The organism is Rufibacter ruber, assembly GCF_014138425.1.
Lineage (GTDB): Bacteria > Bacteroidota > Bacteroidia > Cytophagales > Hymenobacteraceae > Nibribacter > Nibribacter ruber_C.
Window position 1 is genome coordinate 23,828 of record NZ_JACJIQ010000022.1, and the last position, 16,362, is coordinate 40,189.

19 protein-coding genes are annotated in these 16,362 nt (G+C 50.2%); 10 read left to right on the forward strand and 9 right to left on the reverse strand.

All coding sequences use genetic code 11. From position 1 onward, the window contains the following. Positions 1-110: 110 nt before the first annotated feature. The gene (locus FHS90_RS19815) at positions 111-1,055 is read right to left on the reverse strand and encodes a DUF2279 domain-containing protein (protein WP_182514313.1); all 945 of its coding nucleotides are present in this window, start codon (positions 1,053-1,055) and stop codon (positions 111-113) included. Positions 1,056-1,638: 583 nt separating this feature from the next. On the opposite strand from FHS90_RS19815, the gene FHS90_RS19820 reads away from it, so the two are divergent. From FHS90_RS19820 to aroF, 8 genes are all read left to right on the forward strand, one after another. After that, the gene (locus FHS90_RS19820) at positions 1,639-3,051 is read left to right on the forward strand and encodes an anthranilate synthase component I family protein (protein ID WP_182514314.1); all 1,413 of its coding nucleotides are present in this window, start codon (positions 1,639-1,641) and stop codon (positions 3,049-3,051) included. A gap of 107 nt (positions 3,052-3,158) precedes the next feature. Beyond that, positions 3,159-3,782, forward strand: a complete 624-nt coding sequence (locus tag FHS90_RS19825; protein WP_182514315.1) for an anthranilate synthase component II — start codon at positions 3,159-3,161, stop codon at positions 3,780-3,782. Continuing rightward, positions 3,779-4,789 carry an anthranilate phosphoribosyltransferase gene (trpD, locus tag FHS90_RS19830; RefSeq protein ID WP_182514316.1) on the forward strand — a complete coding sequence of 337 codons (1,011 nt, stop codon included), beginning with the start codon at positions 3,779-3,781 and terminating at the stop codon, positions 4,787-4,789. The genes FHS90_RS19825 and trpD overlap by 4 nt, the downstream gene beginning before the upstream one ends. Next, a complete protein-coding gene (gene trpC / locus FHS90_RS19835) occupies positions 4,773-5,594 on the forward strand; it encodes an indole-3-glycerol phosphate synthase TrpC (protein WP_182514317.1) in 822 nt (273 codons plus the stop codon). The genes trpD and trpC overlap by 17 nt, the downstream gene beginning before the upstream one ends. Positions 5,595-5,634: 40 nt before the next feature. Then, complete coding sequence (locus FHS90_RS19840; RefSeq protein WP_220483111.1) at positions 5,635-6,270, forward strand: phosphoribosylanthranilate isomerase; 636 nt, start codon at positions 5,635-5,637, stop codon at positions 6,268-6,270. Positions 6,271-6,666: 396 nt separating this feature from the next. Next, complete coding sequence (trpB, locus tag FHS90_RS19845) at positions 6,667-7,869, forward strand: tryptophan synthase subunit beta (RefSeq protein ID WP_182514318.1); 1,203 nt, start codon at positions 6,667-6,669, stop codon at positions 7,867-7,869. After that, complete coding sequence (gene trpA, locus FHS90_RS19850; RefSeq protein WP_182514319.1) at positions 7,856-8,653, forward strand: tryptophan synthase subunit alpha; 798 nt, start codon at positions 7,856-7,858, stop codon at positions 8,651-8,653. Before trpB ends, trpA begins: the two co-directional genes overlap by 14 nt. Before the next feature lie 176 nt (positions 8,654-8,829). After that, positions 8,830-9,843, forward strand: coding sequence for a 3-deoxy-7-phosphoheptulonate synthase (gene aroF, locus FHS90_RS19855; protein WP_182514320.1), 1,014 nt, complete (start codon positions 8,830-8,832; stop codon positions 9,841-9,843). A gap of 99 nt (positions 9,844-9,942) precedes the next feature. Here aroF and FHS90_RS19860 read toward each other — a convergent pair whose 3' ends face one another. Continuing rightward, positions 9,943-10,407 carry a hypothetical protein gene (locus tag FHS90_RS19860; RefSeq protein ID WP_182514321.1) on the reverse strand — a complete coding sequence of 155 codons (465 nt, stop codon included), beginning with the start codon at positions 10,405-10,407 and terminating at the stop codon, positions 9,943-9,945. Positions 10,408-10,934: 527 nt separating this feature from the next. Here FHS90_RS19860 and FHS90_RS19865 point away from each other — a divergent pair. Further along, entirely contained in the window at positions 10,935-11,690 is a 756-nt protein-coding gene (locus tag FHS90_RS19865) for a hypothetical protein (RefSeq protein ID WP_182514322.1), read from the forward strand. A gap of 414 nt (positions 11,691-12,104) precedes the next feature. After that, positions 12,105-12,800, forward strand: coding sequence for a hypothetical protein (locus tag FHS90_RS19870; protein WP_182514323.1), 696 nt, complete (start codon positions 12,105-12,107; stop codon positions 12,798-12,800). Positions 12,801-12,920: 120 nt separating this feature from the next. On the opposite strand, the gene FHS90_RS19875 is transcribed toward FHS90_RS19870, so the two are convergent. The 7 genes from FHS90_RS19875 to FHS90_RS19905 form a co-directional block, all read right to left on the reverse strand. Next, the gene (locus FHS90_RS19875) at positions 12,921-13,109 is read right to left on the reverse strand and encodes a hypothetical protein (RefSeq protein WP_241498964.1); all 189 of its coding nucleotides are present in this window, start codon (positions 13,107-13,109) and stop codon (positions 12,921-12,923) included. A gap of 59 nt (positions 13,110-13,168) precedes the next feature. Continuing rightward, positions 13,169-13,585, reverse strand: coding sequence for a DoxX family protein (locus FHS90_RS19880; RefSeq protein WP_182514325.1), 417 nt, complete (start codon positions 13,583-13,585; stop codon positions 13,169-13,171). 93 nt (positions 13,586-13,678) lie between these two features. Next, complete coding sequence (locus tag FHS90_RS19885) at positions 13,679-14,113, reverse strand: VOC family protein (RefSeq protein ID WP_182514326.1); 435 nt, start codon at positions 14,111-14,113, stop codon at positions 13,679-13,681. Between the two features lie 193 nt (positions 14,114-14,306). Beyond that, positions 14,307-14,813 carry an SRPBCC family protein gene (locus tag FHS90_RS19890; protein WP_182514327.1) on the reverse strand — a complete coding sequence of 169 codons (507 nt, stop codon included), beginning with the start codon at positions 14,811-14,813 and terminating at the stop codon, positions 14,307-14,309. Between the two features lie 73 nt (positions 14,814-14,886). Continuing rightward, positions 14,887-15,315, reverse strand: a complete 429-nt coding sequence (locus tag FHS90_RS19895; protein ID WP_182514328.1) for a VOC family protein — start codon at positions 15,313-15,315, stop codon at positions 14,887-14,889. A gap of 9 nt (positions 15,316-15,324) precedes the next feature. Beyond that, entirely contained in the window at positions 15,325-15,861 is a 537-nt protein-coding gene (locus tag FHS90_RS19900; RefSeq protein ID WP_206598668.1) for an SRPBCC family protein, read from the reverse strand. A 90-nt stretch (positions 15,862-15,951) separates the two neighbouring features. Then, positions 15,952-16,212 (reverse strand): hypothetical protein, encoded by a 261-nt coding sequence (locus FHS90_RS19905; protein ID WP_182514329.1) that lies wholly within the window; start codon positions 16,210-16,212, stop codon positions 15,952-15,954. Positions 16,213-16,362 lie beyond the last annotated feature (150 nt).

The following is a 16,362-nucleotide window of genomic DNA, read 5'->3' on the forward strand; positions in this document are numbered from 1 at the left end:
AGCATTTCAGCAGCAGCAATTGGCAGTCACCAAATACAGCATCAAGCGCCACCGCCAGGGGAACAGCAGACTACGCATTGCAAAAGCAGGCCCCCAAGCATTAGCCGTAGTTAAAAATACAACCCATGCAGGCGCCACCCACGTCTGCCATTCCATTCCACCGCCGGGGCGGGTAACTTCACCGCATTCAGCACATAAAACGCGCCGCGTAAAAACTTGCTCCGGGTAGGAATAGCTTGCCAGTTCAAATCAAGACTCAGGTAATACTGCCGGTACGCCTGTAATCCTAAGGCTTGATTGGCATCTGTATCATGATACACCATTTCCTCGGCCCCATAACCCAGCGCTAAGTTCAGCCACTTCGGGTATTGGCTGGAAGCAGGCAGGAACTTGGCCACGTCTACGCTGAGCCAGTAGGTTTGCCCATTGTAGTCTTTGAGCAGTTCCTCGGCCAGGCCGTTGCCCAAGACGTTAGGGCGTAATTCCGCGTAGCGGGAACGGTGGAAGGAAAATTTCGGCGTGAGCCGAAGCTCTCCCCAGGCCAGTTGTTGGCTAATGACAGCCAAAGAACCGGCAGCGTTGGCGACGATGTCAGACGCTGAGGCACCGTAGGCAGGCGAGCGACCGTCAAAATACTCAATGGGCGTCTGGAGCAGGAAACCGAGCGAGCCGCCCCACCAAATGGCTTTTTTCTCAGAAACGCCCAGGCTTCGCAGCACGTCAACACCCAGTTTACTTTCGTGGAAGGCGCCCCAGAAATGGCCAAGCTTGTCCATCTGTTTCCACTCGCGGGCATCATTGAACCAATGGAACGAGGTGCGGGGTTCATTTTTGTACCACGTTTCATTGAGCCAAAGCAGGCCGCCGGTATAGGCGGCGGCGGTGCCGAGGGCGTAGGGCAGGAGTTTCCTGGAGACGGTTTTAGCAGAATCAACTTCTGCTTGCGGCTCAAAAGTGTAAGTAGACTGAGCAAAAACAGGCAGGGCAGGAGTTAGCCACAACCACCCGTACAGGCAGCACCAGATAAAGAAGCTGGAGGAAAGAGTTTTGTGCAATGGTAAAAAAATGGTTGCTCGCTTATCATGGCGCAAGCGTCCGCTTGTGCCGCAGTTTGGGGCAGTTTCGCGAAAAAGAGGCTGTAAACGCAAATTTCTCCTTGTTAGTAGGCACAAGCGGACGCTTGCGCCATATAATTTTGACTTTGCAAATGCTAAAGAGAGCCGTTGAACCACGTCATAAATGTACAGAATTGATAAGAAATTGCCTTTAGTTAAATTTTTGATATTTTTTTCTGCCATTCGCTTGCACATTCTAAAACGACCGTTACATTTGCAACATGAACACAGCACAATTTACACATAACGCTTGGTGGCACACTCCTCAAATCTGATGGGTGACCCGCTTGCTATGCAGTAATTTGCTAGAACCAAAGGCTCGGATTCACCCCGGGCCTTTGGCGTTTTTAACCGTTTCATCAAGACAAAAAAAACATGGTACAGGTACAAATCTTCAACCAGTTCTGTTGGTGGCACCAATCGCAAGATTCGTGAACAGCAGGCTGTTGCCTAGAGAAAACGTGCCCATACCCAAAAGGCTTGCTGTTCTACCCAAACGGCAAGCCTTTTTTATTTGAACCACATGAAGACCTTCAACCTACAAACGCAATACCGCCACCTCCTCGCCGACACCGTGACCCCGGTGGGCATTTACCTGCAGCTGCGCGACAAATACCGCAACTGCCTCTTGCTGGAAAGCTCTGACTACCACGGCCAGGAAAACAGCTTCAGTTACATCTGTTGCGAACCCATCGCCGAGTTCCGGTTAAAAGACAGCCAGCTGCGCCTCACGTTTCCAGACGGAACGGTAGAAGAGCAAGAACTGACGGACAAGCGCGAGGCGGTGAAATTGCTCCAGCAATACGCTGAGCAGTTTGAGGCAGGCAATGACCAGTTCGGGTTTATCCAGAACGGGTTGTTCGGGTACATGTCGTTTGAGGCGGTACAGTATTATGAGCAGCTCAATCTGCAGGAGAAACCCACGGCGCACTCTGATATGCCCGAGATTCTGTACCAGGCGTTTAGGTACGTGATTGCCATCAACCACTTCAAGAACGAGCTGTTCATTTTTGAGCACTTTTTGGGAAATCAGCCACAAAACGATGGGTTGGACGAGCTGGAAAACCAAATCCAGAACAAGAACTTCCCGCAGTTCCATTTCTCTACGGTGGGCGAGGAAGTCACCAACCAGACCGATGAGGAATTCCTGAAGGTGATTGAGCAGGGCGTGAAGCATTGCCACCTGGGCAACGTGTTCCAGATTGTGCTCTCCAGAAGGTTCTCGCAGGAGTTTCAGGGCGATGAGTTCAACGTGTACCGTGCGTTGCGCTCCATCAATCCGTCGCCGTACCTGTTTTACTTTGACTACGGCACTTTCAAAATCTTTGGGTCATCGCCGGAGGCGCAGCTCACCATCAAAAACGAGAAAGCCACCATTTACCCCATTGCGGGCACGTTCAAACGCACCGGCAATGACCAGGCAGACGCCGAGTTGGCCCAGAAGTTGTATGATGACCCCAAAGAGAACGCAGAGCATGTGATGCTGGTAGACCTGGCCCGCAATGATTTAAGTCGGCACGGCGATAAAGTGAAGGTGGAGGTGTTCAAGGAGGTGCAGTATTACTCCCACGTGATTCACCTGGTCTCAAAAGTGACGGCGCAGCTGCCCAATCAGCACGGCTCGGTGCAGATGGTAGCCGACACGTTTCCGGCGGGTACTTTGTCTGGGGCGCCCAAGCACCGGGCGCTCACGCTCATTGACGAGCTGGAACCTACCGGGCGCGGCTACTACGGCGGCTGCATTGGCTACCTGGGCTTTAACGGCGACTTTAACCATGCCATCATGATTCGGTCGTTTTTGAGCGTGCAGAACCAGTTGTTTTACCAGGCCGGGGCGGGCGTGGTGGCCAAGTCAGACATTCACAGCGAGCTGAACGAGGTGCACCACAAACTGGCCGCCCTGCGGAAGGCGCTTGAAAAAGCCGCTACTATTTAGTAACTTATGAATGGATGATTTCTGTTTTCGGGCTGTTTTCTGAAAAACAGGCCAAAAACGGAAAACCGAAACCGATACAGACAAACCCGACTAAACCCAAGAGTACCATGAAAATTTTAGTTCTGGACAATTACGATTCCTTCACCTACAACCTGGTGCAGTTGCTCCGGGAGCTAGGCTACGCCGATAAACTGGACGTTTTCAGAAATGACCAAATCAGCCTGGAAGACGTGGAAAAATATGATGCTATTGTGCTGTCGCCGGGGCCGGGCGTGCCCGAAGACGCGGGCATCATGCCGGCTTTAATCAAGAAATACGCGCCCACCAAACGCATCATGGGCGTATGCCTGGGCCACCAGGCCATTGCCGAAGCCTTCGGGGGCGAGTTGGAGAACATGAAAGAGGTCTTCCACGGCGTGTCGGCTACTATAAGAGTGGTGAACAACCATGAGCCCATGTTCCAGTCGTTGCCCCAAACGTTTCAAGTGGCCCGTTACCATTCCTGGACGGTGGTGCCAGATTCCATGCCTTCAGAATTGAGAGTGACCGCCGTTGACGAGAACGGCGAGGTGCTGGCGCTGCGTCACCGCGAATATGACGTGTGCGGCGTGCAGTTCCACCCAGAATCCATTCTCACCGATTACGGCAAAGACATGATGCGCAACTGGCTGGAGAAACCCCAGACCCGCATCACTAAATGGACCACGTTTGCCGCTTCCTTAACCCTATGAAACAAATTCTGCAACAACTGATTGAGCACAAAACCCTGAGCAAACAAACTGCCAAGGAAGTGCTCATCAATATTACGCGCGGCCAGGCCAACGCCAGCCAGATGGCGGCTTTCATGACCGTGTACCTCATGCGCAATATCACCGTGGAGGAGCTGGAGGGCTTTAGAGAGGCCATGCTGGAACTTTGCATTCTGCCGGAGTTGGGCACCGACCAAGTGATTGACCTCTGCGGCACCGGTGGCGACGGTAAAGACACGTTCAATATCTCTACGCTGTCTTCTTTTGTAGTGGCAGGCGCGGGCTATAAAGTGGCCAAGCACGGCAACACGGGCGTTTCGTCAATCTGCGGTTCTTCTAACGTGATGGGGCATCTGGGCTACAATTTTACCAATGACAGCGAAGTGCTGCGCGAACAACTGGAGAAAACTAACCTCTGTTTCATGCACGCACCGCTGTTCCACCCGGCCATGAAAGAAGTGGCGCCCATCAGGAAAGAACTGGGCGTGAAAACCTTCTTCAACATGTTGGGGCCTATGATTAATCCGGCGAAGCCGCACTTCCAACTGGTGGGCGTGTTCAGCCTGGAGCTTATGCGTTTGTACACGTACCTGTACCAGAAAACCGGCAAACGCTTTGTGCTGCTGCATTCGCTAGATGGGTATGACGAAGTTTCTTTGACTGGCGCCTTCAAAATGGTGACGCCGCAGGGCGAACAGATGTTGCAGCCGTCTGACCTCGGGTTTCCTACGTACCAGGCCTCTGATTTATTTGGGGGTGAGACGGTGGAAGACGCGGCCCGCATTTTCATGGACGTGCTGGAAGGCCGCGGCACCCAGGCCCAGCAAGATGCTGTGGTGGCCAACGCCGGACTGGGTATTTACTGTTCAGACGAAACCCTCACCGTGGCGCAGGCCCTGCAGAAAGCCCGGCACACGCTGGAAACCGGCAAAGCCCTGCACACTTTTCAACAGCTTTTAGTGACCCAACCCTATGCCTACCATTCTTGACCAAATAGTGGCGCACAAACGCCAGGAAGTTGCCGACCGCAAAACCATTGTACCGGTAAAACTGCTGGAGCGCAGCTTGTATTTCCCGTCGCAGCCGGTGTCTCTACGCAAGTACGTGCAGCGCGATGACCTCAACGGCATTATTGCCGAATTCAAGCGCCGCTCGCCCTCCAAAGGTATGCTGAATGCGTACGCGCCGGTGGAAAGAACCACCATTGGCTACATGCAGGCAGGGGCTTCGGCATTGTCGGTGCTCACAGATTCGGCTTTTTTTGGGGGCAAGAGCGAAGACCTGACCACCGCCCGCAAATTCAATTTCTGCCCCATTCTGCGCAAAGATTTCGTCATAGACGAATACCAGATTCTGGAGGCCAAATCCATCGGCGCAGATGCCATCTTGTTGATTGCCGCCATTTTGACGAAGGAGGAAGTGGCCCAATTGGGGCAGTTTGCGCACTCACTAGGGCTGGAGGTGCTGCTGGAAGTGCATGACCGCGCCGAGCTGGAAAGAACAGTGACGCCGCATGTAGACCTGATTGGCGTGAACAACCGCAACCTACATGATTTTACCTTGAGCGTGGAGACGTCTAAAGAACTGGCGGACTTGATTCCTGATGACTTTGTGAAAGTGTCTGAAAGCGGCATCAGCTCCGCCGAAACCATCATGGAGCTTCGGCAATACGGCTTTGAAGGTTTTTTGATAGGGGAGACGTTCATGAAGAACAGCCGTCCGGAGAAAGCCTGCGCGGCCTTCATAGGCGAGCTGAAAAAACTGCGGACGGCTTCGCCCGCGTTTACCATCTAGTTTTGGCCTCATTTCAGAAAAACAGCTTAGAAACGCAACCATGGCCCCTCGCGACCTGAAGATTAAAGTCTGCGGCATGAAGTATTCAGAAAATATTGAAGAACTGCTTCAGCTTCAGCCAGATTACATAGGGTTTATCTTTTATGAAAAATCGCCGCGCTTCATCACCACCCAATGGGCCGTTTTCTCGTCGTCGGCGGGGAGCGGGGTAGAGAAGGTGGGGGTTTTTGTAGATGAGCTGGTGGTCAACATTCTGCAGAAGGTCACCGATTTGGGGCTGGACCTGGTGCAGCTGCACGGCCATGAACCGCCGCAGTTCTGCGCCGAACTCAAAGACGCCGGGCTCACCGTTATGAAAGCCTTCCGGGTGGGTGACGACTTTGATTTCACTCAGTTGCAGGAATACGCCGGCTGCTGTGATTATTTCCTGTTTGACGCCAGCGGGCCTTCGCCCGGCGGCAACGGCACGCGGTTCAGTTGGAACTTGCTGCAGAACTACAACCTAGACGTTCCTTTCTTCTTGAGCGGCGGCATTGACCTGGAGCATATAGATGAAATCAAAGCCCTCCGGCACCCGCAGCTCTACGGCATTGACCTGAACAGCAAGTTTGAAGTTTCGCCGGGGTTGAAAGATGTGACGCGCCTGAAAGAGTTCTTTACCCAGCTAAGGGACTAATATCGGCGCAGCCGAAAGAAGGAAGTGCGTTTTCGGCCTGTTTTAGCCAAAACAGGTCAAAAACAGGAAGTAGGTTACACCTGTTGAGAGGTTATCTAACCAATTCAATTAATGAATTCTCTCTTTTGTCTTTCTGTCTCTCTTTGTCAATCTGAAAGAAAATTGGTGGCAAACTAGAAAAGTAAGTGTTACTACCGTTCGCAACCGAGATTCTTCGAGAATGACATAATGGGGATAGAAAAGAAGGTAGAAGGACAAAGTGGGAGGCAGAATGAAGAGCTGCGGGCTAATTGAAAATGGGTAGGTGAAGTGAAATTGATAAACTGTATAAGTAGCCAGCTGTTTTAGAATAGCTTGGCAATCACTAAGATTTAACGTCTTAAAAGACATAAGAATATGAGTAAACATTACGGAGTAAGCGAGCGGGGCTATTACGGACAGTTTGGCGGGGCGTTTATCCCGGAGATGCTGTACCCCAACGTGGAGGAGCTGCGCGAGAAATACCTGCAAATTATAGAGGAGCCCGAGTTTCAGGAAGAACTGCATTTGTTGTTGCGTGATTATGTGGGCAGGCCCACGCCGCTGTACCACGCCAAGCGTCTTTCTGAAAGGTACAACACCAAAATCTACCTCAAGCGCGAAGACCTGAACCATACCGGTGCCCATAAAATTAACAACACCGTGGGGCAGATTCTCATGGCGAAGCGGCTGGGAAAAAAACGCATCATCGCTGAAACCGGAGCCGGTCAGCACGGCGTGGCCACCGCCACCGTTTGCGCCTTGGCTGGTCTGGAGTGCATTGTCTACATGGGCAAGATTGACACCGAACGCCAGAAACCCAACGTGGAGAAAATGAAACTGCTGGGCGCCACGGTGGTGCCGGTGACTTCGGGGAGCCAGACGTTGAAAGACGCCACCAATGAAGCCATAAGAGATTGGATTAACAACCCGGTTGATACGCATTATATTATTGGTTCAGTGGTGGGGCCGCACCCGTATCCAGACATGGTGGCGCGTTTTCAGGCCATAATTTCTGAGGAAATCAGGAACCAACTGATTGAGAAGGAGGGAAGGGAATTACCAGATTACGTGGTGGCGTGCGTAGGCGGCGGCAGCAACGCGGCTGGTGCTTTTTACCATTTCCTGGACGAGGAAAGCGTGAAGCTGGTAGCGGTAGAAGCGGCTGGTTTGGGCGTAGATTCCGGTCATTCGGCGGCTACTTCGGTGCTGGGGAAAACCGGCATCATTCACGGCAGCAAAACTCTACTCATGCAAACCGAAGACGGACAGATAACTGAACCATATTCCATTTCGGCGGGGCTAGATTACCCAGGTGTAGGGCCGTTACACGCGCAATTGGCCCAATCGGGCAGAGCCCAATTCATTGCCATCACAGACGCTGATGCCATGGAAGCGCTGCGCGAATTGAGCCGTCTGGAAGGCATTATCCCGGCCATTGAATCGTCACACGCACTGGCGGCTCTGAAAGAAATCAATGCCGGACCAGAAGATGTGGTGGTACTGAACCTTTCCGGCCGCGGCGACAAAGACCTGAACACCATTCTCACCTACTTTGAACAACAAGATGCCCAACAATAGACTCACTCAACTTTTCCGGGAGAAGACCGGCAACCTGCTCAACGTGTATTTCACCGCCGGTTACCCTAAACTGGAAGACACCGTGACCATTCTGGAGGAACTGGAAGCCTCCGGCGCTGATTTGGTGGAGATTGGCATGCCTTTCTCTGACCCCTTGGCCGACGGACCTACCATACAAGCCAGCAACATGGTCGCGCTGGACAACGGCATGTCCCTGAAAGTGCTGTTAAAGCAATTGGAAGGCGTGCGGGAGAAAGTGACGCTGCCCATCATTTTAATGGGGTACCTGAACCCGGTGATGCAGTACGGCTTTGAACGCTTCTGCGAAGATGCTGCCAGGGTAGGGGTAGATGGTCTTATTCTGCCAGACCTTCCGTTTGCCGAGTACGAGGAAGAGTACAAACCCATTCTGGAGAAGCATGGCCTCAGCCTTATCTTCCTGATTACGCCGCAAACTTCAGATACAAGAATCCGGCAAATTGACAACCTGACCAACTCCTTTATCTACATGGTATCCAGCGCCAGCACCACTGGCAGCCAGGTGCAGACCAATGACGCTCAGCAGGCCTATTTCTCCCGCGTGCGGAATTTGGGTTTGAAGAACCCGCTGCTGATTGGCTTCGGGATTTCAGATAAGAACTCCTTTGAGCTGGCCTGCCAAACAGCTCATGGCGCCATTATTGGCAGCGCTTTTATCAAAGCGTTGCAAAATCCGGCGGAGGTGCGGGAGAATGTGCGGGGCTTCTTGAAGTCTATTAAATCAGAGCCAACCGTACAAGCATAAACGACGACATAATTCGAAATACAAGCTCTTATTTTCAAGAGTATACACCCCTCACTTTGTCATCTTGGAAAGATCTTGTGGGCGAGCTAGAACGGCATTTATTAACCGCTACTACCGTTCGCTCACAAGATCCTTTCAGGATGACAAAAGAGAAGTGAACTTTCAAATTTAAAAACATGCTGATCCAGCTACAAGCTAATATATGTCCTGACCAGAAGACTGCCATTCAGGACAAAGCCAAAGAACTCAAGTACAAAACTACTGAGGTCATCACCCAGGCAGGTCATTATCTGGTAGGTACCGGCAAAGCCGAATTTGACGTGCGCACCATCGGGCATTTACCCGGTATCAAGGACATTCACATGGTCTCTGATGACTACAAACTGGTGTCACGCAAATGGAAAGTGAATCCCACGGTCATTGACTTCGGGGATGGGCTGCAGGTGAAGGAAGGGGAGCTGACCCTCATGGCCGGGCCTTGCTCCATTGAGAACGAGGAACAAATTGAGAAAACCATTGCCCATCTGGTAAGCCAGGGTGTTCGGTTCATGCGCGGCGGCGTGTTCAAGCCCCGCAGTTCGCCGTATTCGTTCAGAGGGTTGGGTTTGGAAGGTCTGAAAATGTTCTACCAGCTTTGCCGCGCCAACGGCATTAAGATTGTGACTGAGGTCATGCAGGTGTCTCAGATCGTCCCTATGGAGCCGTACACCGACGTCTTTCAGGTAGGCGCCCGCAACACCCAGAACTTCAACCTGCTGGACGAGTTGGGCAAAGTAGACAAGCCCGTGTTGTTAAAACGCGGCATCTCCGGCACCATTGATGAACTGCTGTATTCGGCTGAATACATTTTCTCCGGCGGAAACGAGAAGCTCATGCTCTGCGAGCGCGGTATCAGGACCTATGAAACCGCCAGCCGAAATACCTTAGACCTGAACGCCATTCCAATCTTGAAAGAGAAGACGCACCTGCCGGTAATTGTTGACCCTTCGCACGGCATCGGCATCAGGGACTATGTGGAGCCCATGGCTTTGGCCGCCATCATGGCCGGTGCCGATGGCATTATTTATGAAACCCACGAGAAACCAGAGGAAGCCGCCTCTGACGGGGCCCAAACCTTAAGTTTTGCGGAGTCTGCCCGTATGATTCAGAAGATGCGCAAGACGTTTGAACTGAGGAAGGAATTGGTATAGAACCCAAAAACTCCTTGCAGAACATCTGTTTCCGGGCTGTTTTGTGAAAAACAGCCCGGAAACAGGCATTCCGGAACAAAAGTGCATTCAGTTGGTCTATTACCTGGGGGTGGTTCCAGTGCTACTGGTCACCTTCTGGAAGTAGTACATGGGGCCGTCAGAGGGGGTGTGGTCTTCAATTAAGAAATTGCTGTCTCCTGTAGACAGAGAAGTGCTTCTGGAGGTTTGGTTGTTTTCTAAAATGACTACCCATTCTGGGGCTGTCAATTCATGTACTCTATAGGTTCCGGTAGTAACTGTGCCAGATGTTGACCTGGTATAGGTGTTATCTGTATAAAAGGTAATAACCTCTTCGAATTCGGCGGGAGTAACATAGGGTTCGGGTTTACCAGCTATTTGTGATAGCCAAACCCTCTTCACATACTTCCACTCGCCAACAACATCTGTGGCCTTGATAGAGGTAGTCTTTCTTTGAAAAGGGGAAGTAGGTTCATCGTCTGTTTTATCACAGCCTGTCTGCGCGAAAACAATGAAAACCAGCAGTAGAGAAATAAGTCTTTTCATAATAGAGTTAGTAGATGTTGGAGAGTTTACTGAAGCTGTTTTAAGTTTTTTCCTTTTACTATCGTGATAAATCTTGGCTGACCCTGGCATGGCAAACACGATTGCCGGTGTTTCCGTTTCGGGGCTACTTTCCAAAAAACAGCCCGGAAACAGAGACTTACTTCTCCTGAAGGAACAAACAGATGTTTGCGCCACAAACTGTAATAAAATGCTAAACGCTTTTTCTATAGGAATGATGATGCCTTTAAAGGTAAGAGCATCTGTATAGAACTATGGTTGCATCCTTTCTAGAAAAAAACTGAAAAAAGCGTTTAAAAATTTGGAAATATAAAACAGGACTCTTATATTAGTCCCAGTTATGCAAAACTTTGCCCTATATATGATTATTGTCAATTCTGCGAAGCGCACATGCGCCTTCGGAGCCGGGACAATATGGGTGAATTTTTGATGGATAAAAACTAAGAACATCAATCACCATAAAAGGCCTGGTTCCGCTTCGGAATCAGGCCTTTTTCATTTTAACCGTTATGTACCAGCAACAGTATCATCAGTACACCATTCAAGAACAGCAGATTTGGAACATCTTGTACACCAAGCGTGTGGAGACGTTGGCTAATCAGGTCGCGGCACCCTTCTGGGAAGGCGTGAAGGCGCTGGAACTGAAGGCGTATATGATTCCTGATTTCCAGGAGCTGAACTTTCTGCTCAAGCGGCAGATTGGCTGGGAGGTAGTGGCCGTTGAGGAACCCATGACCCCGCGGCAACTCCTCGCCCGCTGGGCGAAGTGCAAATTCCCGGCGCTGACCACACTGCGCTTGCACCCAGACGCTGATATGCGTCTGCAGGGCGGGCAAGACATGTTTACCCACGTGTTCTGCCAGTTGCCGTGGTTGCTGCAGCCAGAAGTAGCGGGTTTCATGCAGCGGTTGGGCGTTTTGTCTAAAGAACAGAAATCGCCGGAGGGCATTGAGCTGTTGTGGCGGTTGGCGCAGCATGTGTTAAGCAACGGCTTGCTTAGAAATGAGGAAGGGAAAGTGATGCTTTTCGGGGCGGCTTTGCTTTCCAACGCCCCGGAGGGCGAGGCGGCCATGCGCAAAGAGAACAGCTGGCAACCATTGGATTTGGCAGAAATGTTAGCCATGCCTCACAAAGAAAAGGAAGTGGCCGAAAGGTACTTCGTGCTGGAGCACTTGTCTGACCTGACCAATTTGGTGACCCAACTGGAGAAAGATGGCGTGCCGGTGGTGGAGCTGCCGGCGGAGCTGCAGTTAGTAGCGGGGTAAGAAACAACTTAAAATGCTTTTTTTATTTTTGTAATACTTCATCAACGTGTATCAGGGAATAGTAGGAACGATTTTTGCGTAAATCACAAATAGCCTGTTTGGCGCTGTACTCACCCGAGTGGTAATGGCGGTTGCTGAAGGTACTGACAATTTCTAGCTACACGTTAATTAAATACTGAGAGTTTTTATTGACGGGAGAGAGCCACGCTAAATTCCGGCTACTAAAGGCGAACTACTTTCAGGGTGTAATGGGTGAGTTTGTAAGGACTTGAATAATAATTGCTTTGTTAATTGTCTAGTGCTGTGTGATTTTTTTAAATCTTTTTGAAGATGGATATTTATTCATGTTAAAGTGCAGGCCTTTTTTTATATTTAGGGAGTTTAAAATAATACAATAAGATAAAGCAAATTTAGATGAGAAAGCTAGGTAAAAGATTAGTTGTTTTAGTAGTAGCAATAGTGTCTATACAATTGGATCTTTTTGCACAAGGCGTCACAATTACTCCTGACCCGGTTGGTTTAGGTGTTGTTGGAAAGATGTATTCTGGCGCTACAGGATCCCCCTATTTATACAATGATTGGACAAATGGAACGGTTACATTGAAAGACGGAACAACTTATCAGGGATTAAATCTTTTATATGACCAACAGAAAGATGAGCTAATTTTCAGTATAGACAAAAATAGAATGCAGACATTCATGCACCCGGTGCACGAGTTTATTCTGCAGGTGGCTAATGGAAGTGGGGCAGCGTACACTGAGAAGAAGTTTAGGAATGGGTTTGCAAGTGTTGACGGTGCAAATGGAAATTCTTTTTATGAAGTTCTTGCTGAGGGGAAAGTACAGCTGCTCAAGCGTACAACCAAGACTATAGTGGAGGAAAGAGCCCCAGGGGCCACTATTGCTACTAAACAGATCAAACCTACAATGAGGTACTATATGACAACACCAACTGGGTTTGTTAAAATAAGGAAAGATAAAAAAGAAATACTAGCAGTTTTAAAAGATAAATCCACTGAAATAGCCAAATTCGCTGAAAATAATAATTTGAGCTTTAAAGAGGATGAAGACTTAGCCAAACTAGTTACATACTATAATTCCTTAAATTAGTGTCCTTTTTCTAAAGTAATAGATAGCGACTGACCAAGGCATGGTACAAGCTAAAGCTTGTACCCGCGGGTTCTGCTTTCGGGCTGTTTTCTGAAAAACAGCCCGAAAGCAGAACCAACTCTATTCTTCCAGCACCTGGCAAAAAAAGCCATTTTCCTGCACCAGTTCAATGACCAGCTCAGGCGGACAGCCGTTGCCTTCCACTCTCAGAATCCGGTCACAGTCGTCAAGGTCAAAGCTAATCTTACAGCCTGGCAGCTGTTGCGTGAGTAGTTGCGCCAGCGCATGGGCTTGGGAAACTCTTGCCACATTGGTTTTAAATACTTCAACGGGGGGCATGACTTCGCCTGATAAATAAAATGAAACGCTTAGGAAACGGCTAGAGAAAGGTCTGGCGTTTTTTCTGGAACATGGTCCGCCGCCCCTTTCAGTAGCTTGTGGTGGAAGTAATAAGAAAGCGCCACCAGCAGAATGGGCAGCAACAGCGGCAAATACACATAAATTGGTTCGCCAATAGACATTAGCGAATACATGGCGCCCACCAAATCAAAGATGAGGCCGGCATACGCCCACTCTTTCACCCGGTTAAAACCAGGCACCAGAATGGCGAAAATCCCCAACAACTTCGCCACCCCCAGGAACGGCAACAGGTACAACGGGTAACCTAGCCTGTTGAAAAGCTCAACCGATTCGGGTGAGGACATGACGTTGAACACCGACCCGAAGCCCAGCATGAGCGCCATGATTCCGGTGAAAACCCAGTAGAGAATTTTAGTCTTTTTCATTTGTTAGAAGAGATGAAATTTTGATAGTGAATTGTGAAGGATTTCCTGTTTTGGGGCTCTTTTTAGAAAAACAGCCCCAAAACAGGAAATTTTTTACGCCATAGTTTCCGGTTGGGCAGCGGCAGCTTGGGTTTCGGGCATGGCCTCTATGTAACTGAATTCCCAGAGGTGGCCGTCTAAATCTTCAAAGCCCCAGCCGTACATAAAGCCGTGGTCTTGCTTGTCATTGGGCGCGGCCCCACCGGCGGCCACGGCCTTTTCCACCAAAGAATCTATTTCTTCCCGGCTTTCCGCCGAAAGGCAAACCAGCACCTCGGTGGTTTTGGAGGCATCGGCAATGGGTTTCTTGGTGAAGCCCTGGAAGAACTTTTCTACCAGCAGCATGACAAAAATATTCTCGCCCACAATCATGCAGGTGGCGTCTTCATTGGTGAACTCCGGGTTGAAGGTGAAACCCAGTTGGGTGAAAAACTCAACAGAACGGTTCAGGTCTTTCACCGGAAGGTTTACAAAAATTTGCTTTGCCATTTTCTAATTTTTTAAAGTGATACATGCTGTGTTCTAGAGGCGGAGAGGTTAGAGGGCGCAAGGGCCAGCTTGTGCCCCTGTTTTGGGGCTGTTTTTCTGAAAACAGCCCCAAAACAGGAAACTAATCTACCGTAAGACCCAGGCGGACGCTGTTGCTAAGGGTAAACTGAAAACTCTAAATTCTTCCCGCTTTTTATTGAAGTTGCTGCAACAGGTTCTCCAGCTTGTCTAACGACTCAATCCAGCCGGCGCGGCACAAATCCAGCATTTCACCGGTGGGCAGCCCTTCATGTTGCAGGTGGAAATGGGTTTTGCCGTCTTTTTCCTCAAACGTGAGCGTCACCAGCAGTTCCAGCGGCCAATCATGGCCCATGCCCAAGTTGGCGGCCGAGATAATGTTCCCTTGCTCATCTGAAAAGGAATCGGTCACCACCATCCGGTGCGGGGCATCTATCTCACGGTACGTGCCCTTGCTCCAGAAATCCTGCCCCTCGGGCGAACGCATGCAGAGGTGCGTTATACCGCCCTTCCGCAGGTCTACATGGCAAACCGGAGCCGTAAAGTCTTTGGGACCGTGCCAACGCATGAGCAAAGCGGGAGTGGTCCAGGCTTGCCAAACCAGTTCCCGGGGCGCGTTGAAAATACGATGCAGGTGGAGCGTGTCTAACGCAGGTTCTTGTAAGATTTCATTTGCTGCCATGGCGATTTCAGATTAGGTGATGGGAAGATTCTTTTTCAGGTGAATAAGCGAAGGGCATTCCTTACATGCGGTGCTATTGCTGGCTTAAATCCAGGTCAATCATCCATTGCAGCCCGAACTTGTCTGTGAACATACCAAAGTAGGAGTTCCACGAACTTTCATGCATGGGCAGAGACGCCTTTCCGCCCGCTGACAGTTTGGCAAATACCTCATCTGCCTCATGTCTGGAAGTTGGGGTAATGGTGAGAAAGAAGTTGTTGCCCATGGTGAGCGTGTGACCCATAGATTCCAGCGCATCTGTGCCCATCAACAGCATAGAATCGCCAATGGGAAGGCTGATGTGCATGATTTTCTCCTGGTCTTCGGGTGACATTCTTTCCGCCTCTGGCGTGTCTTTGAACCTTATGAGCGCTTTGAAATTGCCGCCGAAGACAGATTGGTAGAACCGGAAGGCTTCTTCGGTGTTGCCCGGGAAATTGACGTAAGGATGAATGGTGAGCATAGCGTTAGGTTATTTTTTGGAAATGGTTTCTTTTTCTAAAATTCCTTTCAGGTTGGTCAAACTGGCTTCTAAGTCACCGCCCAGCATTTTGTCTGTAAATAAATTCATGAGGTTGAATGGGTAAGGCGAAGAACCTTGCATGCCCCACGTGACTTTGGTCTGGTTGTCAGAGAGGGCTTGGGTGTGGAATGGGGCTTGTGCCATGCTTTCCATGGGGCGTTTAAACCTGACTTCAATGTCAATGTTCTGTCCGTCCAGGTGCTTGATTTCCTGCTCGCCTTCACCGGCTTGGTCATTGCCGTTCCAGGCGTACACAAACCCCACGGTGCCGTCGGTGCCCCTGAATGCTTTTTTCATGTTCGGGTCAGCCATGACCCATTTGCTAAAGTTTTCCTGGTTTTTGAGGTGCTTGAGGTAGGCAAACACCTCTGGCTGGGGCTTGTTGATGACAATCTGCCGTTCCACTTTAAAGTCGTTTTGCACGAACAGCGCCACTACCAGAGGCAGCACTACAAAAGCGGCTACGCCGAGTAAGATTTTTTTCAAGGTTTTCATGGATAAAAAGAGAGATGATTGGTTTAAGTAGTGACAAGGGTAGTAGCAGGCTCCACCATGAGCATAATTTTGGTTTGCCATTTATTCCGGGTTTGGCTTGTTGGCGGGGCCGGTGGGGTGCGTTTCAATAGCGAAGACATTTCCTTTGATAAAGGCAGCCAGCTCCTGCTGCGCCGCGGCTACCTGGCATGCGGCCAGCCACGCCTGAACTTCTGGCAAAAGCGGAGGCAGGTGCCGGTGAATCTGCGGTAGGGCCACCTGCGTTTTGATGACCGCCAAGTGCTGGGCAGAGTGGCGCTTAACGCGGGGTTCTGTATAGGCTACCAGGGCGTATGGAGTCATAGTTCTTTCCTTCATATTGACCTTGCAAACATAGACTTCTTTAAAAGGATGGAACGGGGGGGAATACGGCATTAAACGGGGTGATTCCGACATTTTCCCCAGAACGCCTGAAACTGAAAGGAAAGCCACAAAATTGACCAGGTTATAGAA

What these genes read in the sequence shown, in the direction of transcription:
- FHS90_RS19820 (WP_182514314.1), top strand. Translation starts at nt 1,639, where the DNA reads ATGAAGACCTTCAACCTACAAACGCAATACCGCCACCTCCTCGCCGAC.
- FHS90_RS19825 (WP_182514315.1), top strand. Translation starts at nt 3,159, where the DNA reads ATGAAAATTTTAGTTCTGGACAATTACGATTCCTTCACCTACAACCTG.
- trpD (WP_182514316.1), top strand. Translation starts at nt 3,779, where the DNA reads ATGAAACAAATTCTGCAACAACTGATTGAGCACAAAACCCTGAGCAAA.
- trpC (WP_182514317.1), top strand. Translation starts at nt 4,773, where the DNA reads ATGCCTACCATTCTTGACCAAATAGTGGCGCACAAACGCCAGGAAGTT.
- FHS90_RS19840 (WP_220483111.1), top strand. Translation starts at nt 5,635, where the DNA reads ATGGCCCCTCGCGACCTGAAGATTAAAGTCTGCGGCATGAAGTATTCA.
- trpB (WP_182514318.1), top strand. Translation starts at nt 6,667, where the DNA reads ATGAGTAAACATTACGGAGTAAGCGAGCGGGGCTATTACGGACAGTTT.
- trpA (WP_182514319.1), top strand. Translation starts at nt 7,856, where the DNA reads ATGCCCAACAATAGACTCACTCAACTTTTCCGGGAGAAGACCGGCAAC.
- aroF (WP_182514320.1), top strand. Translation starts at nt 8,830, where the DNA reads ATGCTGATCCAGCTACAAGCTAATATATGTCCTGACCAGAAGACTGCC.
- FHS90_RS19860 (WP_182514321.1), bottom strand. Translation starts at nt 10,407, where the DNA reads ATGAAAAGACTTATTTCTCTACTGCTGGTTTTCATTGTTTTCGCGCAG.
- FHS90_RS19865 (WP_182514322.1), top strand. Translation starts at nt 10,935, where the DNA reads ATGTACCAGCAACAGTATCATCAGTACACCATTCAAGAACAGCAGATT.
- FHS90_RS19870 (WP_182514323.1), top strand. Translation starts at nt 12,105, where the DNA reads ATGAGAAAGCTAGGTAAAAGATTAGTTGTTTTAGTAGTAGCAATAGTG.
- FHS90_RS19880 (WP_182514325.1), bottom strand. Translation starts at nt 13,585, where the DNA reads ATGAAAAAGACTAAAATTCTCTACTGGGTTTTCACCGGAATCATGGCG.
- FHS90_RS19885 (WP_182514326.1), bottom strand. Translation starts at nt 14,113, where the DNA reads ATGGCAAAGCAAATTTTTGTAAACCTTCCGGTGAAAGACCTGAACCGT.
- FHS90_RS19890 (WP_182514327.1), bottom strand. Translation starts at nt 14,813, where the DNA reads ATGGCAGCAAATGAAATCTTACAAGAACCTGCGTTAGACACGCTCCAC.
- FHS90_RS19895 (WP_182514328.1), bottom strand. Translation starts at nt 15,315, where the DNA reads ATGCTCACCATTCATCCTTACGTCAATTTCCCGGGCAACACCGAAGAA.
- FHS90_RS19905 (WP_182514329.1), bottom strand. Translation starts at nt 16,212, where the DNA reads ATGACTCCATACGCCCTGGTAGCCTATACAGAACCCCGCGTTAAGCGC.